The sequence below is a fragment of the Pseudomonas sp. JBR1 genome (genome assembly GCF_028198185.1).
In the GTDB taxonomy this organism is placed as follows: Bacteria; Pseudomonadota; Gammaproteobacteria; order Pseudomonadales; family Pseudomonadaceae; genus Chryseomonas; species Chryseomonas oryzihabitans_E.
Window position 1 is genome coordinate 287,738 of the sequence record NZ_CP116340.1, and the last position, 19,238, is coordinate 306,975.

A 19,238-nucleotide genomic window follows, 5' to 3' on the forward strand; every position below is an offset into this window, starting at 1 on the left:
AGAAGGCGATAACCCCGCCGCGCAGGCGATCCCTGAGCAGACTCGGGGCGCGCGATGGCGTGGGGAACCGATGGAGCCACGCCGGCAGGCGGCAGCGCTGGAGGTCGAAGGCGCGATGCGCGCCGAATTAATCGTCAGTCTAATATCGTCGCCTGCCAGAGGCCACACCGGCGGAGGCCGTCGGTGCTTCCCGGTGCCCTAACGGCGCCTCGGGGCGATCAGGCGATGCCGTTCGGCCCATCCAGCACCCGGCGCACCTTGCGCGCCAAATCATTGGGGATATAGGGCTTGGAGATGACATCGAATTCCGATCCGCCGATGTCGGTACGCTCCAGGGAGTTCTCGGCGTAGCCGGTGGTGAGCAGCACCTTCATCTGCGGTTGCAGGCGCTTCACCTCGCGCGCCAGCATTACCCCATTCATGCCACCGGGCATGATCAGGTCGGTGAACACCAGATCGAAAGGCTGCTCGTTCTCCCGCAGCACGCGCAGGGCTTCACTGGCATTGAAGGCGATCTGCGCCGTGTAGCCGTAGTCTTCCAGCACCAGCTTGGCCAGCTCGGCGACGTCCGGGCGATCTTCTACCACCAGGATGCGCTCCGTGCCACTGCGCCGCTCCGAGCGCTGCTCCGTCTGCTGATGGGTGACATGGCTGTCATCCACCGGGAAGTAGAGGCGCAGCGTGGTGCCGACGTCCTCTTCCGAATAGATGCGCACCGTGCCACCGGACTGCTTGGCGAAGCCATAGACCATCGATAGCCCCAGACCCGAGCCCTTGCCTTCTTCCTTGGTGGTGAAGAAGGGGTCCATCACCCGATCGCGGATGCTGGCCGGCATGCCATGACCGTTGTCGGTGATCGCCAGGCTGACATAACGGCCGGGCATGAGCCCGTCGTACGACATATTGGCCAGCTCGCGCACCTCGATGTTGCGCGTCTCTATGCCCACGCTCGGCTGCGGGCAATCCAGCAGGGCGTCCCGCGCGTTGATCAGGATGTTGAGCAGCGCCACCTCGGCCTGGGTCGGGTCGATCCGGCAATTCCACAGCTCGGGATCCAACTGGGTGCGGATCTCCACATCGCCCAGGGTGCGCTCGGCCAACTCGTGGGCGCCACGAACCAGGTTGTTCAGGTTGAGCACCCGGCCTTCGAGCTTCTGCTTGCGCGAAAAGGCCAGCAGCTGCTGGGTGAGGGTACTGGCGCGCTCGGCCGCCGACTTGGCGTGGGTCGCGCTGCGCACGATGCGTTCCTGATCGAAGCTGGGCTTCTCCGCGGTGCGGTGGATGATGTCGATGTAGCCCATCATCACCTGCAGCAGATTGTTGAAGTCATGGGCGATGCCGCCGGTGAGCTGGCCCAGCGCCTCCATCTTCTGCGCCTGGCGCAGGGCATCCTCGGCATCGCGGCGGCGGCTGACATCCAGCTGGGAGGCGAAGAAATAGGTCAGCTCGCCCGCGTCGTTGTACACCGGCGAAACGAACAGCGCGTTCCAGAAGGTCGAGCCGTCCTTGCGATAGTTGATGATCTCCACCGAGATCTCGCGTTCCTGTTCCACCGCCTCGCGAAGGGAGTTGACCACCGAACGATCGGTTTCCGGGCCCTGCAGGAAGCGGCAGTTGCGCCCGAGCAGTTCCTCCACCAGGTAGCCGGTCATGTCGGTGAAGGCGTTGTTGGCGAAGATGATCGGATTGTCCGGTTGGTTGGGATCGGTGATCAGCATCGGCATCCGCGTGGTTTCCACCGCGGCGAAGAAGATGTTCTTGCCCTCGTGCGAAACATCACTCGTCGCGGAGTTGTCGACCCGCGCCTTGCGGGATGGGGGCATTTGGCTCACGGGGGCGGGGTCCTTGGAGAGGCAGAAGGGGCGTCAAGCCCTCAGACAGCCAAGCGGCGCAAAAACTTCATCGGCGTCGCGCTTGAGGCCGTCTGGCGCGGTCGTCAGCCGGGCTGAAACCCAAGCAGGGCGCGGCTTTGGCGGCCATTTGCCAGCGTACCGCTCACCCGCTTCAGGCGACCGTTAAGGAAGTTTGTGGAGAACCTCTCACCCGGACGATGTCTGACCTGCCATGAAGCCAAGAAGCCTTGATATACAAAGACAAATTCTTGTCCTGGAGGATGATCCGAGGCAGCGCGAGCTGCTGACCGAAATCCTCACCGAACAAGGCCTGAACGTCGTGGCTGTGGCTTCCAGCGATGACGCCCTGGCGCACATGGATACCCGCGGCAGCGACACCAAGCTGGTCATCGCCGACGTGAATGTGCCGGGTATGCTGGATGGGCTGGCCTTCGCGCAGTTGGCCGCGGCCAGCTGGCCCACGGTGCCCTTCATCATCATCTCCGGCTACATCGACCAGGACCTCGCCATCCTGCCGCGTCGCGCCGCGTTCCTGCCCAAACCCTGGGGCGTGGACGATCTCTGTCAGCTGGTCGAGAACCTGCTGCCGCGCCGCTAGTCCTGAGGGGCGAAGACACTCTTTCTCGGCCGCCCCGAGATCCATGACCGGGCTCGACGCCTAGTTCTGCAGCCGGTTCGCCTACCTCTCGTCGGCCATCCAGTACCGGGCATGGCGAAATGACATGACATCCGTCGGCTAGCGCTCCCACCCGGGAACCAAATGCCCCGAACGCTATCAATGTGCCATCTATTTTCGACTGGCAAGGAGCGCTTCATGGACGCAGTCATCACCCAGATTTCTCAGATCTCCGATTGGGAATTTCTCATTGCGCTGGAGCGCAGCCTGGAAAGTCGCGGTCGCCTGGATCTCACCGCCAGCAACGCCCTCGAACGCCAGGGTCAGCTGCTGTCGCGCCGCTACCTCCTGCAGAAGGGCAAGCTCGGCAATGGCCCCTTCACCCCAGTCGAAGACGAGATCCTCCAGGTGCTGGCCACCGCCACCGCCGCCTTGCGTCGTAGCCGTCGCATGCCCCACAACATCGTCAAGAGCCTGCGCGCGGGCGGTCTGATCGAGGCCGTCGAACGCAACGTCTGCCACGCCGGTGCCCTGCAGTGCCGCACCGACTTCGAAGCCGACGGCATTCCCCGCGGCACCCTGGAGCGCATCGTCGACCGCTATCCCCAGGCCTTCGAACTGGAAGCCCGCCGCGCCGCCGCCCGCTACATGGCCGAGAACGAGCCCGCCTTCCGCGCCGCCGGTTGAGCCCCTCAGGCCGCCTGCGGGCGGCCGTCTTCTAACTGTGCGAGCAGGTCGATCGCCAAGCGCTGGTCCGAGTGACCCTTTCGCGCCACTGCCGCAACGGGCAGCGCTAGGCTCTTCGCCGCATCCCTGCTCACCATCGCCCCAAGCCTTGATACGGCGCTGTTCCTGCGCACCGCTGCCACCGATGGCCGCGCCTGGGCCTGGCTAACCGTCGTTTGCACCTGATCCTTACTAGTAACCGCTATCTAAATGCCGGGTTTGCCAGGTGTTCGCACAAGCTAGTTATTCCCGTCCAGCCTAGCCTAGCGCGTGCTGCAGGCGAGGAGGGGACGGAAGAAACAATATGTTCAGCCCGCAGGAGTGGCAGGGGGACAACGGCGCGCGCTGGGTAAGGAGGCCTCCAGCGGCAAGGAACAGTCGGTTGGGAACGATCTTGCTCGGTTGCTATCACATCGCCACCAAGGAATGGTTTGCAGGAGATAGCTGCCATGGATCGTATCGTTGCTCAGATTTCTCATGTGCTCGACTGGGAATACCTCATTGCGCTTGAGAGCAGTCTTACTGCCCAGGGCCTAATGAATGAGAAAGTCCGGGCTGAGTTGGATCGGCACGGCTTCACCCTTGCCCGACGCTACCTGATCAAGAAAGCCAGGCTTGGCAGTGGTCCTTTCTCTGTTGTCGAGGAGGAGATACTGGATGTCCTGGCCGCAGGTGTTGCCACGCTCCGGCGCGCAGGGCAGCTGCCGCACGATGTCATCAAAGGCATACGGGCCGGCGGCTTGGTCGGGATGGTGCAACGCCGCGTCTCCCATTCTGGCGACTCTTCTGGGCGTAGCGATTGGCAGATATTCGGTACGCCTAGAGGCGCTTTCGAGGGGATCGTGAATCGCCACCCAGCTGCCTTTGACGCTGAGACGGTCAAGCTGGCGCGGTTCCACGCGGTGTAGCGGCCAGGCGTTGCTCTACAGCTGGAGTGCAAGGCACAAAAAGGCCGCTCTGCGCGGTCTGTCGCTGACCAGAAAAAGGTAGGCGTGCTGCTGGCCTCGCTGCAGGAGGGGCCAGGGTGGCCAAAGCGAAAAGCCAAATGCCAGAAACGACAAAGCCCGCACTAGGCGGGCCTTGGGGTGATCCTTGCGGATCAAATTGGTCGGAGCGACTGGATTCGAACCAGCGACCTTCTCGTCCCGAACGAGACGCGCTACCAAGCTGCGCTACGCTCCGTAATGGATGGCGCGCATTCTACCTAAAACTCATGCAAGCACAAGGGGTTAGGTAAAAAAATCGCGCCGGGTCGGAATCAGAGCTCCTTGATGGTGCGAACCTGATCCTTGTTGATGCGGGTCGGCTTGCCGTCGAGCTGCTTGAAGGTATAGAAGCCCGAGTCGTCGTCATACTTCGGCGTGTCGGTGGCCTGGATCTCGCGGCCATCGTTGAGGGTGATGACGCTGGGCGTGGAGCAGCCGGCGAGCAGGGCGCTGGCAACGACCAGCAGGGCGGCGGGGAGCAGGTGCTTGTTCATGGGGCAGTCTCCTTTCTTGGCAACCAAGCGGGCTTAGGACCGCGCGTCTGGGGCCGAGTTCGTCCCAGAACCGTCCGGTCACCTGCGCTGGCGCCGCGGTTCGCTGCGTTCACCCCGGCTGTTGCAGCACCGTGGGATCGTTGAAGTTGGCGAGGCGGGCATCGTCCTCGGCGAACTCCACGCCAGTCAGGCCGAGGGGCAGCAGCGCCCCACGCGGGCTGCGCTCGCCCTGGGCCCAGGCTTGGCGCAGCGCGGGCAGCAGGTGTCGGGGGAGGGCGGTGAACAGGGGCTGCCAATAGCCGTCCTGGCGCGCCATGACCGGTCCCTGGGCCGCCTGGGCCGCCATCAGCAGCTGGTGGGCGAGGGGGGCATCGAGACGCGGCGCATCGCAGGGCAGCAGCAGCACCCAGTCATGGCGCGCCACGGCGAGGCCGGCGAGGATGCCGGCCAGGGGGCCCGGAAAGTCCGGCTCTTCATCGGCCACCACCTGGTCCGCCCACTGGGCATAGCGCGCTGCATTGCGATTGCAGGAGATCACCAGATCGTCGGTGAGCGAGCGCACCGCGGCCTGAACATGGGCCACCAGCGGCTGGCCCTGCCATTCCACCAGGCCCTTGTCGCGTCCTCCCATGCGCTGCCCACGGCCGCCGGCGAGGATGAGGATGGAGGCGGGCAGGAGTGACATGCAGGGGACCTCGGGTGGGCGGCGCGCTGGCCGGTAGGGAAATCGGGCGCCCATCCTAGCCGAGTTCGCCAGGGGCCCCGTCAAGAACGCGGGTTGGCCTGGTTCGGGCGCTGGGCTAGACTCGGGCGCGCCCGCTGGAAAGGGGCGTGCTAGACACCTTTTATCCCATTCGCACAGCGGGCGGGAGTTCCCGCCCAAAAGGAGTTTGGAAACGATGAAGACGATGCTGTTATCCGTCCTGGCCATGGCGGCGCTGCCCGCCTTCGGCGCAGGCGGTGGTGAACCGCCCTCGGTCAAGGTCACCTTTGGCCAGCCGACCATCCGGCAAAAGCTGTTCTACGAAAAGCTCTACGAGAAGAAGCCCTATCCCGACGCCACCCTCTATTACTACGACAACGGAGTCTACAAGATCATCTCCCCGGGCGAGGAGCACTACGGCGTCTATGTGGTGCACGGCAAGCTGACCGATGACCAGTACCAGGTGGATTTCATCTCGCTGCCGTCCGCGGACTGGGGCGGCAAGACGGCCCGGCACTTCCTCAAGTTCGATCGCAAGGCCGGCACCTTCAAGCAGCAGGCGACCTGGGAGGAAGATCCAGACATCGCGCCGCAATACGGGCGCTTCAGCCAGGACACCAACGACATCGCCGATCCGCGCCCCATCAAGTGGGACACCCACGCTGAAGGCGAGCAGCGCAAGCGCTAGGCCAGGGCCAGAGACGCTCCCTTCTGGTTGAAGGGGCGTCGGCTTTTCCTCTAGGCTGTGATGATGCAGCCCTCCCGGACCTTTCCGTTGACCGTGGCCGACAGTGCCTCTTTCTGTGGGCGCGGTCGCCCTCTGGCGGTTGCCAGCCCGCCGCTCACCACCCCCGGGAAACCCGCTGCCCGTCCAGCGGTCTCTCGCTGCACGCCTTCTTCCCTCGCATACTTCGGAAACCCAAGCAGATGAGCCACAAAGCCGAGGCGGTTTTCGTACCGCTGAACATCGCCGTGCTGACGGTCAGTGACACCCGGACCTTCGACAACGACACCTCTGGTCAGCTGTTCGTCGACCGCCTGGAGTCCGCCGGGCATTTCCTCGCCGCCCGCGTACTGCTCAAGGATGACCTCTACAAGATCCGCGCCCAGGTCGCCCAATGGATCGCCGAAGACCAGGTGCAGGTGGTGCTCATCACTGGCGGCACCGGCTTTACCGGTCGCGACAGCACCCCGGAAGCCGTGGCCTGCCTGCTGGACAAGCAGGTGGATGGCTTCGGCGAGCTGTTTCGCCAGATCTCCGTGGCCGACATCGGTACTTCCACGGTGCAGTCCCGCGCCCTGGCGGGTCTCGCCAACGGCACCCTGGTCTGCTGCCTGCCGGGCTCGACCAATGCCTGCCGCACTGCCTGGGACGGCATCCTCGCCGAGCAGCTGGACAACCGTCATCGCCCCTGCAACTTCGTGCCGCACCTCAAGCAGGCCGAACCCTGCGGGCCACGCGGATGAGCCTGCTGTCGCTGGAAGAAGCCCTGGCCCGTCTGCTGGCCATGGCGGCCGAAGACGGCCCCTTGCCCCAGGAGCGCGTGGCCCTGGGAGACGCTGACAGCCGTATCCTGGCCGCCCCGCTGATCGCCGATCTGGATCTGCCGCCGTGGGACAACAGCGCCATGGACGGCTATGCCCTGCGGCTGGATGACTGGCAGGGCGAGCCGCTACGGGTTTCCCAGCGCATCTTCGCCGGCCAGGCGCCCGCGCCCCTGGAGCCGGGAACCTGCGCACGGATCTTTACCGGCGCGCCGGTGCCCGCCGGTGCCGACTGCGTGGAAATGCAGGAAAACGCCGAGGTACTCGACGACGGTCGGGTGCGCTTCGTCGAGATGCTGCGGCCGGGCCGCAACATCCGCCGCCGCGGCAACGAGGTCAAGGTGGGCGACGAGGTGTTGTCGGCCGGGACCGTCCTGGGCCCGGTGGAACTGGGCGTCGCCGCCTCGCTGGGGCGTGCCCAGCTCGAAGTCCATCGACGGCTCAAGGTCGCGGTGCTGTCCACCGGCGACGAACTCGTCGCGCCTGGCCAGCCACTCGGGCCGGGGCAGATCTACAACAGCAATCGCGCCCTGCTGATCAGCTGGCTACGGCGGCTGGGGTGCGAGGTGTCGGACCAGGGCATCCTGCCGGATGACCTCGCCGAGACCCGCAAGCGCCTGGGCTCGCTGCAGGCCGACCTGATCCTCTCCACCGGTGGCGTCTCCGTCGGTGAGGCCGATTATCTCGGCCAGGCCCTGCGCGAAGAGGGCGAGCTGACCCTGTGGAAGCTGGCGCTCAAACCAGGCAAGCCACTGACCTGCGGACGCTTCCGGGGTATCCCCCTGATCGGGCTGCCGGGCAATCCGGCCTCGACGCTGGTGACCTTCGGTCTGCTGGCGCGGCCCTATCTGCTGCGCCGAGCGGGCAAGATCGACGTGGCGCCCTTGAGTGTCGAGGTGCCGGCTGGTTTCGACTGGCCACGGGCGGGTGCGCGTCGCGAATACCAGCGCGCGCGGCTGGAGAATGGCCGGGCGGTACCTCACCGCAACCAGGGCTCCAACGTGCTGCAAACCGCGGCCTGGGCCCATGGTCTGGTAGAGCTCCGCGAGGACCGTACCTTCGCCGAGGGCGATCCGGTGCGCTTCATCCCGCTGGCCGAATTGCTCAAGGCGTAGCAAGCCGGAGGTCGCGACTGAACGTGGCCGTTGGGCCACAGTCCTAGTCTCCAGATTCGCTCGCCGGGCACTGCCCGGCACCTGACGCGGCATCTCGCCGCGCAGAGCCAACCTTGGACGACAGACATGACGACGACAGGCACCCTGGCTGACGCAGCCCTGGTCATTCTCAATGGCAAGGAAACCGGCAACGAGGAGGTCCGGGAGGCGATCCTCGAACGGCGCGCCGCCGGCCATCGCATCGATGTGCGAGTGACCTGGGAAGAAGACGACGCCGCGCGCTTCGTCGAGCAGGCGACCCGCGAGGGCTACGGCACCCTGGTGGCGGCGGGCGGCGACGGTACCCTGCGCGCGGTGGCCGAAGCCATGGCCCAGAACCACAGCCAGGCGCGCCTCGGTCTGCTGCCGCTGGGCACCGCCAATGATTTCGCCCGCGCCGCCGGCGTGCCGGTAGAGCCCGCGGCGGCCCTGGCGCTGCTCGATGGCCCGACCAGCGCCATCGACCTGGTGGCAGCCGATGGTCAGCTGTTCCTCAACATGGCCACCGGTGGCTTCGGCTCCCAGGTCACCGCCAATACTCCGGGCGAACTCAAGCGCCTGCTCGGCGGGGCGGCCTATCTGCTCACCGGCCTGACCCGCTTCGCCGAGGTGCATTCGGCCCACGGCCATTTCCGTGGTCCGGGGTTCGAGTGGGAAGGCGAGTTCCTCGCCCTTGGCATCGGCAACGGCCGCCAGGCGGGCGGTGGTCATGTGCTCTGTCCCACGGCCGTGGTCAACGATGGCCTGCTCGATATCGGCATCCTGCCGGCCTCCCAGGACGTGCTCGGCACCCTTGGCGAATTCCTCAGCAAGGGGTTCAGCACCGAGGAGATGTTTGTCCGTGCCCGCCTGCCCTGGGTGGAGCTGGAAGCCGCCGAAGGCCTGGACATGAACCTCGACGGCGAACCGGTCAAGCGCGACCGGGTGAGATTCGAGGTGCGTCCGGGTATCCTGCAGGTCTGTCTACCGGTGGATTCGCCCCTGCTGGGCGAGACTGCCGGCACGCTAGCCGAACCGGCAGCGACGTCCTAAGAAGGTGTTCACGAGCTCGCGAGCTAGAGACAAACAAGGCGAAAATGCCTGAGGAAGCGGAGTTTACGAATGGTAAATGAGCATTCCGACGGGGCTGGCCCTCCAGGGCATTTTCAACACAGTTTGGCCGACGCGCAGCAGATTGTGAGCAGCTTCCAAGCAGGTGGCTGCGGAGGTAAGGTTGGAATTACTGATCAATGCGGGAATCGTGCTGGCGACCGTGGCGGGTATGGAAGCCTTCGCCTGGTGGTCGCACAAGTACATCATGCACGGCTGGGGGTGGGGCTGGCATGAATCCCACCATCGCCCGCGCACGGGTTGGTTCGAGAAGAACGACCTCTACGCCATCGTCTTCGCCGGCCTCGCCATCTTGCTGATCGCCCTCGGCAATGCCGGCTACTGGCGCTTGCAATGGATCGGCGCGGGCATGACGCTCTACGGCCTGCTGTACTTCATCGCCCATGATGGCCTGGTGCACCAGCGCTGGCCATTCCGCTACGTTCCGCGCAACGGCTATCTGAAGCGCCTCTATCAGGCGCATCGCATGCACCATGCGGTGGATGGTCGGGAGGGCTGCGTGTCCTTCGGCTTCCTGCTGGCGCCGACGACGCAAAAACTCAAGCAGCAGCTGCGCGAGATACACGGTGGTGCGCTGGATTCCTCGCGCGAACGCAAGGCGCGGGATCAGGCTGAAGAGGGCGTGGAGTAGGAGAGGGCTGCGCCTCCAAGGGAGGCGCAGTGGGGTATCAGGCGACGGCGGGGGTGTCGTAGGCGGCGAACAGCGAGTGCGCATACTGGCTGCGCTCGCTTTCGTTGCGCAGCAGATCGATGAATTCCTTGGCGGGCGGATTCAGGGTCCCAGCCTCGGCGGCGGTGACCACCTGAGCCTGTTCACCTGCGGCCAGGTCAGCGAAGCCCGCGCCGAGACGCTCGGTGCAGTAGGCATCCACCACGGTCAGGCCATCACGCAGCAGGTCGCGCAGATTGGCGCCCTGTTGCACCTGCGCCTGATCGTCGAAGGGGTCGATGATGTTGGGTCTATCGCCATGGGCATAGGGCGTGAGCATGTGGCGGTCGATGAATTCGGGCAGGCGGGTATCGGCCTGTTCGCTGTCGGCCCGCAGATGCGCGCAGAGCGCGACCAGGGTGCGCCACTGGGTGGCGGTGAAGAATTCGGGCTTGTAACCGGACTGCGCGTTAGCGGAAAGGCCAAGGGCAAGTAGTGACGAGGAGGCAGCGAAGCGATCGTGTGAAACAGCCGTTTCCGTCTTGTGCATGTGCAAATCCCATACTCGTAGGCTGACTACCGGATGCAGCGCTCTGGCTCAGGCATCCATCCATCCGCGGCCCGCGAGGGGTCGCTTTAATCCGACCCGTTTATCGCATAAAAGTTTGCCGTTGGTCATCCCCGAGATGCACGCAAATGTGACCGCCGCTCTATGGCGGGCGTCAGCGGCGCGGGCGGGTCCAGAGCGTGGCCGGGCGCGCCTCGTTGCGCTGGTGCCGCGAGAGCATGGCGCGGGCGGCACCGCGGCAGACCAGACGCAGCTTGTCGGCGGTGCTGGTGCTGACGCGCTGATCCCAGGCGTGAGCGCCCAGTTGCAGCACCTGCACGCCGATCTCGCGATAGACGCCCCGCGCGGTGGCGATGGCCCAGGCCGAGCGCAGGGGCAGGGCGGCGATGCCCTGGCGCGCCGAGTCGTAGTAGGGCTCGGCCAGGCGCACCAGGCGCTCGGCCAGTTGCGCCACGGCATCGCGATGCCGGGGTTCGGCCAGTTCGGCGGTGGGGACGCCCAGCTCGTCGAGCCATAGGCGCGGCAGGTAGATACGCCCGATACGGGCATCCTCGACGATGTCGCGGGCGATGTTGGTGAGCTGGAAGGCCATGCCCAGGTCGCAGGCGCGATCCAGAGTCTCCTCGTCTTCGGCGCCCATGATCCGCGCCATCATCACGCCCACCACGCCAGCGACGTGGTAGCAGTACTCCAGGGTGTCTTCCAACTCCACATAGACGCGTTCCTCGACATCCATGCGAAAGCCGGCCAGGTGGTCCAGCGGCAGCGCCAGGGGAATGCCATGGCGCTTGACCACCCGTTGGAAGGCAGCGAAAGCCGGATCCCGCAGCGACACATCGCCGTAGGCCGCACGGGTCAGGCGTTCCAGCTCGGCCAGACGCTCTTGGCCACCCAGGCGGTCGCCCTCGACCTGCCCATGGCCCAGCTCCTGGCCGTCGATGACATCGTCGCAATGGCGGCACCAGGCATACAGCAGCACCGCGCTCTCGCGGGTCTCTGGCGCGAACAGCTTGGCGGCGGCGGCAAAGCTCTTGGAGCCGACGGCAATGCTCTGTTCGGCGTGATCGACGACGTCATGGGTGGCAGTCATGGCTAACCGTGCTCCTCGAGGATGACGCTGGCGGTGGCCTTGGCTGAGCCCACCACGCCCGGAACGCCGGCACCGGGATGGGTCCCCGCGCCGACCAGATAGAGGTTGGGAATGACACTATCGCGATTGTGCGGCCGGAACCAGGCGCTCTGGGTGAGGATGGGCTCCAGCGAGAAGGCCGACCCGTGATAGGCATTCAGCTCCTGGTGGAAATCGGCGGGGGTGAAGATGCGCGAGGTGACCAGGTGCTCGCGCAGCCCCGGCATGTAGCGCTCTTCCAGGTAGGCGAGGATCTTGTCGCGCAGGCGCGGGCCTTCCACGCTCCAGTCGACGTCGGCATTGCCCAGGTGCGGTACCGGCGCCAGCACGTAGTGGGCACTCTGGCCGGGTGGCGCCAGCGAGGGGTCGGTGACGCAGGGCGAGTGCAGATAGAGCGAGAAGTCGTCCGGTACGCCGGGGCCCTTGAACAGCTCGTCGATGAGGCCGCGATAGCGCTGGCCGAAGCAGACCATGTGGTGTTCGAGGCCCACCGGCGGCCGGCTCAGGCCGAAGTGGATGACGAACAGCGACATGCTGTGTCTCTTGCGCTTGAGGCGGTTGCTTTCGACCACGCCATGGGTGTGGTGACCGAGCAGCTTGCGATAGGTATGTACCACGTCGGCGTTGGAGGCCACCAGGTCGGCCTCGATCTGGCTGCCATCGGCCAGGCAGACGCCGGTGGCGCGATTGCCTTCGGTGAGGATGCGTTCCACCGGCGCGTTCAGCCGTACTTCGCCGCCGAGATCGGTAAAGAGCTTCAGCAGACCCAGGACCAGTTGATGGGTACCGCCCTTGGCGAACCAGACGCCCCACTTGCGCTCCAGCGCGTGGATCAGCGCATAGATCGAGGAGGTGGCGAAGGGATTGCCGCCCACCAGCAGGGTATGGAACGACAGCGCCTGGCGCAGTTTTTCGCTCTTCACGAAACGCGACACCTGGGCGTAGACGCTGCGCCAGGCACTGAGCTGGAGCAGCTTGGGTCCGGCGGCGAGCATGTCGCTCACCTTGAGGAAGGGCTTGGCGCCCAGGCGGATATAGCCTTCCTCGAACACCGCCTGGGAATAGGCGAGAAAGCGCTGGTAGCCGGCCACGTCGTCTGGTTCCAGGGCACGGATCTGTTCGTCCAGCCGGGCCTGGTCGTTGACGTAGTCGAAACGGGTGCCGTCTTCCCAGCACAGCTGGTAGAAGGGGCTGACCGGGAGGAGCTCGACATAGTCGCTCATCCGCCGACCACTGAGGGCGAACAGCTCTTCGAGCGCCGAGGGATCGGTGATGACGGTGGGGCCGGCATCGAAGGTGAAGCCCGCGTCCTCATAGACGTAGGCACGGCCACCGGGCTTGTCGCGACCCTCGATGAGGGTGGTGGCGATGCCGGCCGACTGCAGGCGGATCGCCAGGGCGATACCGCCAAAGCCGGCGCCGATGACGATGGCCCGCTTGGGCACGTTACCTTGGGTCATGGTGCTTCCTTGGACTGAGGGGGACGCGCCAGCGCAGCATCCAGTGCCGGTTTCAGCGGTACCGGCGGTTTGCCGGAAAGGATGCGCAGGCGATCGAAGGCGGTAAGGCGGCCGGCGTAGAACCGCTGGATCAGCGGTTCGCCGAGGCCGTAGAACCTTTGCATGACACGCACCCGGTGTTCGGGGCGGCCAGCGAGAAAGAGCATGCGGTTGAGCAGGCGGAAAAAGCCCTGGCCCTGCCAGCGGCCCTGGGCATAGTCCCGCAGGATATCGCGCAGCGCCGCACTGGAGGTGAAGGGCTGGGCGGCCAGGTGCTCCGCCAGGCGCACCGCTTCGGGCAGCGAGTAGCCGGTGGTGGGATGGAACAGCCCGGCGGCGAGGCCAATCGGCGCTCCTGCGGTGACGTTGTTCCAATAGCGGTCGAGATCGCCGCCCAGGGTGATGGGCAGCACGCCCTGTTCCTCCCGCAGCACCTCGGCGATTTCCCAATCCTGCTGGCGGGCGTAGTCGGCCAGGTGCTGGCGCAGACGTTCGACGGGAAGGCTTTCGCCGTCGGCATAGTAGGTGTCTTCGATCAGCAGGCGATCCGGGGCCAGCGGCAGGCTGTAGACGAAGCGATAGCCGTCCAGCTGATCGACGGTGGCGTCCATCACGATGGGTTCGGCGAGGCCGTGGGGTTGGGTAAGACGTACCTCCTGGCCGAGAAATTTCTGATAGCCGAGCCAGAGCGCCGGATCGGGTCGCGGCCCCCGGGCGTCGATCACTGCGCCGGCGGCCAGGGTGTAGCCATCGGCGAAGACCACGCCGTCGTCCTGCAGCCGCAAGACCTCGCGGCCCAGCAACAGGCGCTCGGCCGGCAGCCGTGCGCTCAGCACCTCATGGAAGCGCTCGGCGCTGATGCTGGCGTAGCCGCTACCGAGCTGCCGCTGCCGCTCGGGGAAGCGCACCTCGTAGCCCGGCCAGCGGTGGGCGACCAGGGGCGCGATCCAGGCATGCTGGGGCGCGGTGAGGTCTGGCTCGTGGAAGGACCAGGTGTGATTGCCACCCAGTCGCGGGCCGGCCTCCACCAAGCGCCAGTCCAGCTCCGGGCGGGTTTCGGCCAGGCGCAGGGCGAGCAGTCCCCCGGCCAGGCCCCCCCCGACGATCAGCAGGTCAGGACGCATGATGCAGTCCTCCCCGGGCCAGGCCATCCACCAACCGTGCGGCGGCGGTGGCACCCCCGGCTGTCGTCGCGATGAGCACGAAGCGTTCGGCCGCCCGGCGATAGCTGGGATCGGCCAGGACCGCGCCAAGGGCCTGGGCGAGGCGTGCCTTGCTGGCTAGTCGCGGCGCCAGGCAAAGGCCGGCGCCGACCCGTTCCAGGCGCCGGGCGATGCCCGGCTGATCGAAGACCATGGGCAGGGCCAGCATGGGTTTGCCGGCCGCCAGGGCGTCCAGCACGGTATTAAAACCGCCATGGGTGATGACGGCATCGGCGCGGGCAATGGCGGCTTCCTGGGGCGCGAAGTCGGTGACCCAGGTGGCGCCATCGTCGAGCAGGCGGCGCTCGGCGGTGCCATCCAGCCGCCCGCAGTGGGCGATCAGCACCTGAACGTCCAGCTGGCGACAGGCCTGGGCGACGCGGCGGAACAGCGGTAGCCGTCCGCCCTGCAGCGTGCCGAAGGAGGCGAAGACGAAGGGTCGGCGCGGATCTATCTCCAGCGCCAGATGCTGTTCGCGAGCCGCCGGCGGACGCAGCGGGCCTACCTCGTGGAAGTGGGGCGGCGGCGCACGGCGGGGAAAGTCGAAGCCCGGCAGACACTGGCTCAGCTGCAGATAGGGCGAGAAGCAGTCATCCAGGGTACGCCGCTCGCCAAGACCGAAAGCCTGGGCCTGGCGCTGGATCACCTTGCCCTGACCACGCATGATCAGGTCGAACACCTGGGTGGCGCCCTGGACGATCTGCCGCTCCCGCTCGCTGCCGGGATAGGCGAAAGGCAGGGTGGGCAGCGGCAGGTGGGGTTCGCGATTCATCGGCACGGCGCACGCCAAGGAGGCATAGGGCAGGCCGAGATGCTCTCCGAGCAGGCCGCCGGCCGGCTCCATCTGATCGGCGATGAGGCAATCGACGCCCAGGTCACGCAGGGCGGTCGGGCCTTCGCGGCAGAACAGTTCGGTGTTGCGTGCCATGTCGGCGATCACCCCGAACACTGACCAGGGCTTGCTGCTGGCGGTACGGGCGAGCAAGGGGCCCAGGCTGCCACGCGGATGGCATGTCGCGCCTATGGCCTGGAAGTCGATCCCGACCGGAAGCGGCCGGTCGCCGACCTCCACCTGGTGCAATAGGGTGACCCGATGGCCAAGCGCGACCAGCGCCTCGCCCAGCACCAGATGGGTGGACAGGTGGCTCGGCAGCGGCGGCGAGATTAGGGCGACATGCATGGCGGCGTCCGGTCGGGTGTCGGCCACTATGGGCACCGGGCCGAGGTGGCGTCCAGCAGCTCGGCCTGGCGCAACTGCGCCAGATCGGCCGAACCGGTGCAGAAGCAGGCGATGCGCAGCTGCTCGATCACCACCTGGAAATGCGCGATCACCGCCTCGGTCGACTCGGTGGCACCGGGGAGAGCGGCCGCCGCCTGACCCGCGAGGTCTGCGCCGAGGCGAATGGCCTTGGCCACGTCGATACCGTCGCGGATGCCGCCCGAGGCGATCACCGTTGCTTGCGGGCAGGCGGCGCGTACCTGACGCAGGCTTTCGGCGGTGGGGATGCCCCAGTCGGCGAAGGCTCGGGCGATGGCACGCTGCTGCGCGTCACGGGCGCGCTCGGCTTCCACGGCAGCCCAGCTGGTCCCGCCCGCGCCCGCTACGTCCAGCACGGCTACGCCCACGTCGATTAGCTGCCGAGCAACGCGACCGGAGAGCCCGGCGCCCACTTCCTTGACGACGACCGGTACGGCCAGATGTGTAACCAGGTTTTCCAGGGCGGCGAGAATGCCCCGCCAAGTGCGATCACCACCGGCCTGTACGGCTTCCTGCAGCGGATTGAGATGCACGATCAAGGCGTCTGCCTCGATCATCTCCACCGCACGGCGCGCCTCGGTGAGGCCATAGCCGGCCACCAGCTGCGCGGCGCCGAAATTGGCCAGCAGCGGTACGTCCGGCGCCAGGCGGCGCAATTCACCGGTCAGGCCCTGGTCGCCCCCCTGCTGCAGGGCGATGCGCTGGGAGCCGACGGCCAGGGCGATACCCAGGGCCTGGGCCGCTTCGGCCAGATGCCGGTTGATCAGCGCCGCCCGCTCTGGACCGCCGGTCATGGAGCTGATGAGCAGGGGCGCTGCCAGCGGACGGTCGAACAGGCGCGTGCCCAGGTCGACGTCATCGAGATTCAGTTCGGGCAGGGCGTCATGGGTGAAGCGAAAGGCCTCCAGGCCCGTGGTGACGGCGCTGCGGGCCTTGTGGGGATCCAGCACGATGTCCAGATGATCGTTCTTGCGGCTTGCCAGTTCCCAATCCACCATGTCTTCTAGAGTCCGCCCTGAATGACCTTTCGTCGGTCGTTGTGGTCTGGTAGGGGACGACGGGTTCGCTTTGCGAAGACCGAATCCACCGAGGTGCGACCGTTCGTCGGTTCCACATATGGAGTATCTCGACTCATGGCGACCGTATTAGTGCCGAACGCGACAGACAATTTTGCCGCTACGCTCCAAGGGCAGCGTACCCGTATCGACGAGCGTCTGGCAGTACTGTTGCCGGCCGGTGATGATCCGGTCGCCGAGGCCATCCGCAGTGGCGTCATGGCGCCCGGCAAGCGGTTGCGTCCGCTGCTGATGGTGCTGGCGGCCGACGACCTGGGCCAGCCCGACGAGGCCGTGCTCGACCTGGGCTGTGCGGTGGAGATGGTCCATGCGGCCTCGCTGTTCCTCGACGACATGCCTTGCATGGACGATGCCCGGCTACGCCGTGGCCGGCCGACCCTGCATGTACAGTTCGGTGAAGACGTCGCCATGCTGGCGGCAGTGGCCCTGCTCAGCCACGCCCTGCGCCTGGTCGCCGGGCTGGCCGCGGTGCCGGCCGAGACTCGCACCCAGATGGTCTGCCAGTTAGCGGATGCCGTTGGCACGGCTGGTCTGGTCTGCGGCCAGTACCACGATCTGCATGGCGGACGGCAGGCCCGCCCGGCCGATGCCATCGCCCTCACCAACCAGCTCAAGACCGGCGCGCTGTTTTCCGCCGCCATGGGCATGGCCAGCGCGACCCTGGTCACCTCCGCGCAGCAGCGCGAGGCGTTTCAGGTCTTCGCCTGCCAGCTGGGTCTGGCCTTCCAGTTGCTCGACGACCTCGACGATGGCAAGGGCCTGGGCAAGGATGCTGACAAGGATGGTGACAAATCCACCCTGGTCAGCCTGCTGGGTCGCGATCATGCCCAACGCCAGCTGCAGAGCCATCTCAAGCAGGCGCGCGAAGCGCTCGCCCAGGCCGATTGCGCCGACGGCGCCTTGGCCGGGCTACTCGATATCGTCTTTCGTCCGCGTTAGGGCGAATTCTCCCGGATCTGGCCCTCTAAACCCTAGATAGCCTTTTTCCTGTGAGAGGAGCGTGAAGATGTCGAAGTGGAAGATTGCCTACAGCAACAGTGACGGTAACACCTCGGTGGTTTCCACCGAAGCCGAGCAGAAGCCGGACATGGAACGCGTCGCCCAGATCGTGCGTGACGATGCCCTGGAAGAGTACGACGACAGCGAAGTACCGAGGGATTACGACGAACCCACGGTAGCCCTGCTGGAACGCCATGGCATTACCATCACCGGGATCACCGAAGAAGGCTGATTCTCAAGGTATCTGGCTCTAGCGCAAGGGCCAGATACCGCCATCCCCCACCACGAAGATCCGCCGAGCTGGGTCGGGCGCCAGCAGGTGCCCGCCGGTGAAGTCACCAAAGGCCGGCAGGATCAGCACCTCATCATTTTCCAGACAGAAGCAGGGCAGGCGCAGTGCCTGCCGCCCCCGGCCATGCAGCCGAAACGCCGGATGGATGTGCCCGGCCAGCACCGGCAGGTGCGGATGGGGATCGGGTTCGTGCTGCAGCGAGAGACCCTCCAGTTCCAGCGGCTCACCTACCACCTCGATGCCCAGATTCGCCGGGGGATCCCCGGCGCGTCGGTCATGGTTGCCGCGGATCAGCAGCAGGCGCAGCTCGGCCTGGCGCTCGCGCCAGCGCGCCAGGGTGTCCAGGGTCAGGGGCGCGCGGGATTCTGGAGCATGCAGGAAGTCGCCTAGGAAGATGATCTCGCGACAGTCGTAGCGCGCCAGCAGGGCATCCAGCCGGGCGATGTTGCCCGCCGTGGTGCCATGGGGCACAGGCTGACCCAGCGCCCGAAAGGCGGCGGCTTTGCCGAAGTGGATGTCCGCTACCAGCAGCGCCTGGCGCGCTGGCCAATAGATCGCCTTTTCCGCGAGCAGCCAGAGTTCGACTCCGGCGAGGATGAGGGGGTGATAGGCAGGCATGACGTCTCCAGAAAAAGCTCCCTGCTCTGATAGCGGTCATGTGCCAGGGTTCAGCGTGTCGCATGCTGGGCAGCACAGCCAGCCCGTAGCGATGGCGATCCGCCGATGCGACCACGCCTGCAGGTAAAGAGGGGACTCGGGATTATCGCGGCCATTACCACTCAGGCCAGTTTTAGGAGCGGCCCATGGCAGCGATCCGTTCGCACGGTAGGGCCTATGACCACCATTGAGCCAGGCCAGGTGCACCGCGGCGGGCAGCCCGGTAAACTGGCGGTTCACTAGAGTCCGGAGCGACCCATGTCGACATCCTTCGCCCAGATGCTGGAAAACATCACCCCCGATATCTACGACGGCCTGAAGCTGGCCGTGGAGATCGGCAAGTGGCCCGACGGCCGCAAACTCAGTCGTGACCAGGTCGAGCTCTGTCTGCAGGCAGTGATCGCCTACGAGGCCAAGCACCTGCCCGAAGACCAGCGGACCGGTTACATGGGTCCCCAGGAATGCGCCTCCAAGTTGGTGCCCATCGAGAACATCCTGTTCAAGTCCGACGCCATTCACTGATCGGCCGCGCCCTACCCGACGAGGTGCCCTTCGCCAGAAGAGGCACCTCGCGTCTTTATCAGAGCCCGCCCAACGTCTGCTGCGCGTCGGCCAAACGGCGTTGAAAAGGCCTTCGGAATGCTCATTTACCATTCGTAAACCCGAGCGCGGGTCCGATCCGCTTCCTCAGGCCTTTTCGCCTTGTTTGTCGCTAGCTCGCA

General features: G+C 66.0%; 21 protein-coding genes and 1 tRNA gene. 11 read left to right on the forward strand and 11 right to left on the reverse strand.

Features of this window, described 5'->3' with window-relative positions; all coding sequences use genetic code 11:
- Positions 1-218: 218 nt before the first annotated feature.
- Positions 219-1,823 carry a histidine kinase famiy protein gene (locus PJ259_RS01385; protein WP_271654444.1) on the reverse strand — a complete coding sequence of 535 codons (1,605 nt, stop codon included), beginning with the start codon at positions 1,821-1,823 and terminating at the stop codon, positions 219-221.
- A 241-nt stretch (positions 1,824-2,064) separates the two neighbouring features.
- On the opposite strand from PJ259_RS01385, the gene PJ259_RS01390 reads away from it, so the two are divergent.
- The 3 genes from PJ259_RS01390 (at position 2,065) to PJ259_RS01400 (ending at position 4,103) form a co-directional block, all read left to right on the forward strand.
- Positions 2,065-2,451, forward strand: a complete 387-nt coding sequence (locus PJ259_RS01390; protein ID WP_059314364.1) for a response regulator — start codon at positions 2,065-2,067, stop codon at positions 2,449-2,451.
- Between the two features lie 216 nt (positions 2,452-2,667).
- Positions 2,668-3,156: a hypothetical protein gene (locus PJ259_RS01395; protein WP_271654445.1), complete on the forward strand. Its 489-nt coding sequence runs from the start codon at positions 2,668-2,670 to the stop codon at positions 3,154-3,156.
- Positions 3,157-3,644: 488 nt separating this feature from the next.
- A complete protein-coding gene (locus tag PJ259_RS01400) occupies positions 3,645-4,103 on the forward strand; it encodes a hypothetical protein (protein WP_271654446.1) in 459 nt (152 codons plus the stop codon).
- Between the two features lie 197 nt (positions 4,104-4,300).
- On the opposite strand, the gene PJ259_RS01405 is transcribed toward PJ259_RS01400, so the two are convergent.
- The 3 genes from PJ259_RS01405 to mobA all read right to left on the reverse strand — a co-directional run bounded on the left by PJ259_RS01405 (position 4,301) and on the right by mobA (position 5,360).
- Positions 4,301-4,377 (reverse strand) — tRNA-Pro (locus PJ259_RS01405).
- 76 nt (positions 4,378-4,453) lie between these two features.
- Complete coding sequence (locus PJ259_RS01410) at positions 4,454-4,675, reverse strand: YgdI/YgdR family lipoprotein (protein ID WP_059314378.1); 222 nt, start codon at positions 4,673-4,675, stop codon at positions 4,454-4,456.
- A 109-nt stretch (positions 4,676-4,784) separates the two neighbouring features.
- The gene (gene mobA, locus PJ259_RS01415) at positions 4,785-5,360 is read right to left on the reverse strand and encodes a molybdenum cofactor guanylyltransferase MobA (protein WP_271654447.1); all 576 of its coding nucleotides are present in this window, start codon (positions 5,358-5,360) and stop codon (positions 4,785-4,787) included.
- 214 nt (positions 5,361-5,574) lie between these two features.
- On the opposite strand from mobA, the gene PJ259_RS01420 reads away from it, so the two are divergent.
- The 5 genes from PJ259_RS01420 to PJ259_RS01440 all read left to right on the forward strand — a co-directional run bounded on the left by PJ259_RS01420 (position 5,575) and on the right by PJ259_RS01440 (position 9,818).
- Positions 5,575-6,066 carry a hypothetical protein gene (locus tag PJ259_RS01420; RefSeq protein WP_271654448.1) on the forward strand — a complete coding sequence of 164 codons (492 nt, stop codon included), beginning with the start codon at positions 5,575-5,577 and terminating at the stop codon, positions 6,064-6,066.
- Positions 6,067-6,305: 239 nt separating this feature from the next.
- Complete coding sequence (moaB, locus tag PJ259_RS01425; protein ID WP_059314381.1) at positions 6,306-6,845, forward strand: molybdenum cofactor biosynthesis protein B; 540 nt, start codon at positions 6,306-6,308, stop codon at positions 6,843-6,845.
- Positions 6,842-8,038 carry a molybdopterin molybdotransferase MoeA gene (locus PJ259_RS01430; protein ID WP_059314382.1) on the forward strand — a complete coding sequence of 399 codons (1,197 nt, stop codon included), beginning with the start codon at positions 6,842-6,844 and terminating at the stop codon, positions 8,036-8,038. The genes moaB and PJ259_RS01430 overlap by 4 nt, the downstream gene beginning before the upstream one ends.
- Before the next feature lie 126 nt (positions 8,039-8,164).
- Complete coding sequence (gene yegS / locus PJ259_RS01435; RefSeq protein WP_059314383.1) at positions 8,165-9,109, forward strand: lipid kinase YegS; 945 nt, start codon at positions 8,165-8,167, stop codon at positions 9,107-9,109.
- A 181-nt stretch (positions 9,110-9,290) separates the two neighbouring features.
- Positions 9,291-9,818, forward strand: a complete 528-nt coding sequence (locus PJ259_RS01440; protein WP_082696304.1) for a sterol desaturase family protein — start codon at positions 9,291-9,293, stop codon at positions 9,816-9,818.
- Positions 9,819-9,855: 37 nt separating this feature from the next.
- Here PJ259_RS01440 and PJ259_RS01445 read toward each other — a convergent pair whose 3' ends face one another.
- The 6 genes from PJ259_RS01445 to fni form a co-directional block, all read right to left on the reverse strand.
- Positions 9,856-10,386 (reverse strand): gluconate 2-dehydrogenase subunit 3 family protein, encoded by a 531-nt coding sequence (locus PJ259_RS01445; protein ID WP_271654449.1) that lies wholly within the window; start codon positions 10,384-10,386, stop codon positions 9,856-9,858.
- 172 nt (positions 10,387-10,558) lie between these two features.
- Entirely contained in the window at positions 10,559-11,494 is a 936-nt protein-coding gene (locus PJ259_RS01450; RefSeq protein ID WP_271654450.1) for a phytoene/squalene synthase family protein, read from the reverse strand.
- A gap of 2 nt (positions 11,495-11,496) precedes the next feature.
- Positions 11,497-12,993: a phytoene desaturase gene (locus PJ259_RS01455; RefSeq protein WP_271654451.1), complete on the reverse strand. Its 1,497-nt coding sequence runs from the start codon at positions 12,991-12,993 to the stop codon at positions 11,497-11,499.
- Complete coding sequence (gene crtY, locus PJ259_RS01460; RefSeq protein ID WP_271654452.1) at positions 12,990-14,156, reverse strand: lycopene beta-cyclase CrtY; 1,167 nt, start codon at positions 14,154-14,156, stop codon at positions 12,990-12,992. The genes PJ259_RS01455 and crtY overlap by 4 nt, the downstream gene beginning before the upstream one ends.
- Positions 14,146-15,414 carry a nucleotide disphospho-sugar-binding domain-containing protein gene (locus PJ259_RS01465; RefSeq protein ID WP_271654453.1) on the reverse strand — a complete coding sequence of 423 codons (1,269 nt, stop codon included), beginning with the start codon at positions 15,412-15,414 and terminating at the stop codon, positions 14,146-14,148. Before PJ259_RS01465 ends, crtY begins: the two co-directional genes overlap by 11 nt.
- Before the next feature lie 26 nt (positions 15,415-15,440).
- A complete protein-coding gene (gene fni, locus PJ259_RS01470; RefSeq protein WP_271654454.1) occupies positions 15,441-16,490 on the reverse strand; it encodes a type 2 isopentenyl-diphosphate Delta-isomerase in 1,050 nt (349 codons plus the stop codon).
- 135 nt (positions 16,491-16,625) lie between these two features.
- Between fni and PJ259_RS01475 the strand changes: the two genes are divergently transcribed.
- Positions 16,626-17,507: a polyprenyl synthetase family protein gene (locus PJ259_RS01475; protein ID WP_271654455.1), complete on the forward strand. Its 882-nt coding sequence runs from the start codon at positions 16,626-16,628 to the stop codon at positions 17,505-17,507.
- Between the two features lie 67 nt (positions 17,508-17,574).
- Positions 17,575-17,799 (forward strand): hypothetical protein, encoded by a 225-nt coding sequence (locus PJ259_RS01480; RefSeq protein WP_059314389.1) that lies wholly within the window; start codon positions 17,575-17,577, stop codon positions 17,797-17,799.
- Positions 17,800-17,817: 18 nt separating this feature from the next.
- On the opposite strand, the gene pdeM is transcribed toward PJ259_RS01480, so the two are convergent.
- Positions 17,818-18,477, reverse strand: a complete 660-nt coding sequence (pdeM, locus tag PJ259_RS01485) for a ligase-associated DNA damage response endonuclease PdeM (RefSeq protein ID WP_160923015.1) — start codon at positions 18,475-18,477, stop codon at positions 17,818-17,820.
- Between the two features lie 297 nt (positions 18,478-18,774).
- Between pdeM and PJ259_RS01490 the strand changes: the two genes are divergently transcribed.
- Positions 18,775-19,038, forward strand: coding sequence for a YeaC family protein (locus PJ259_RS01490; protein WP_271654456.1), 264 nt, complete (start codon positions 18,775-18,777; stop codon positions 19,036-19,038).
- Positions 19,039-19,238: the final 200 nt, after the last annotated feature.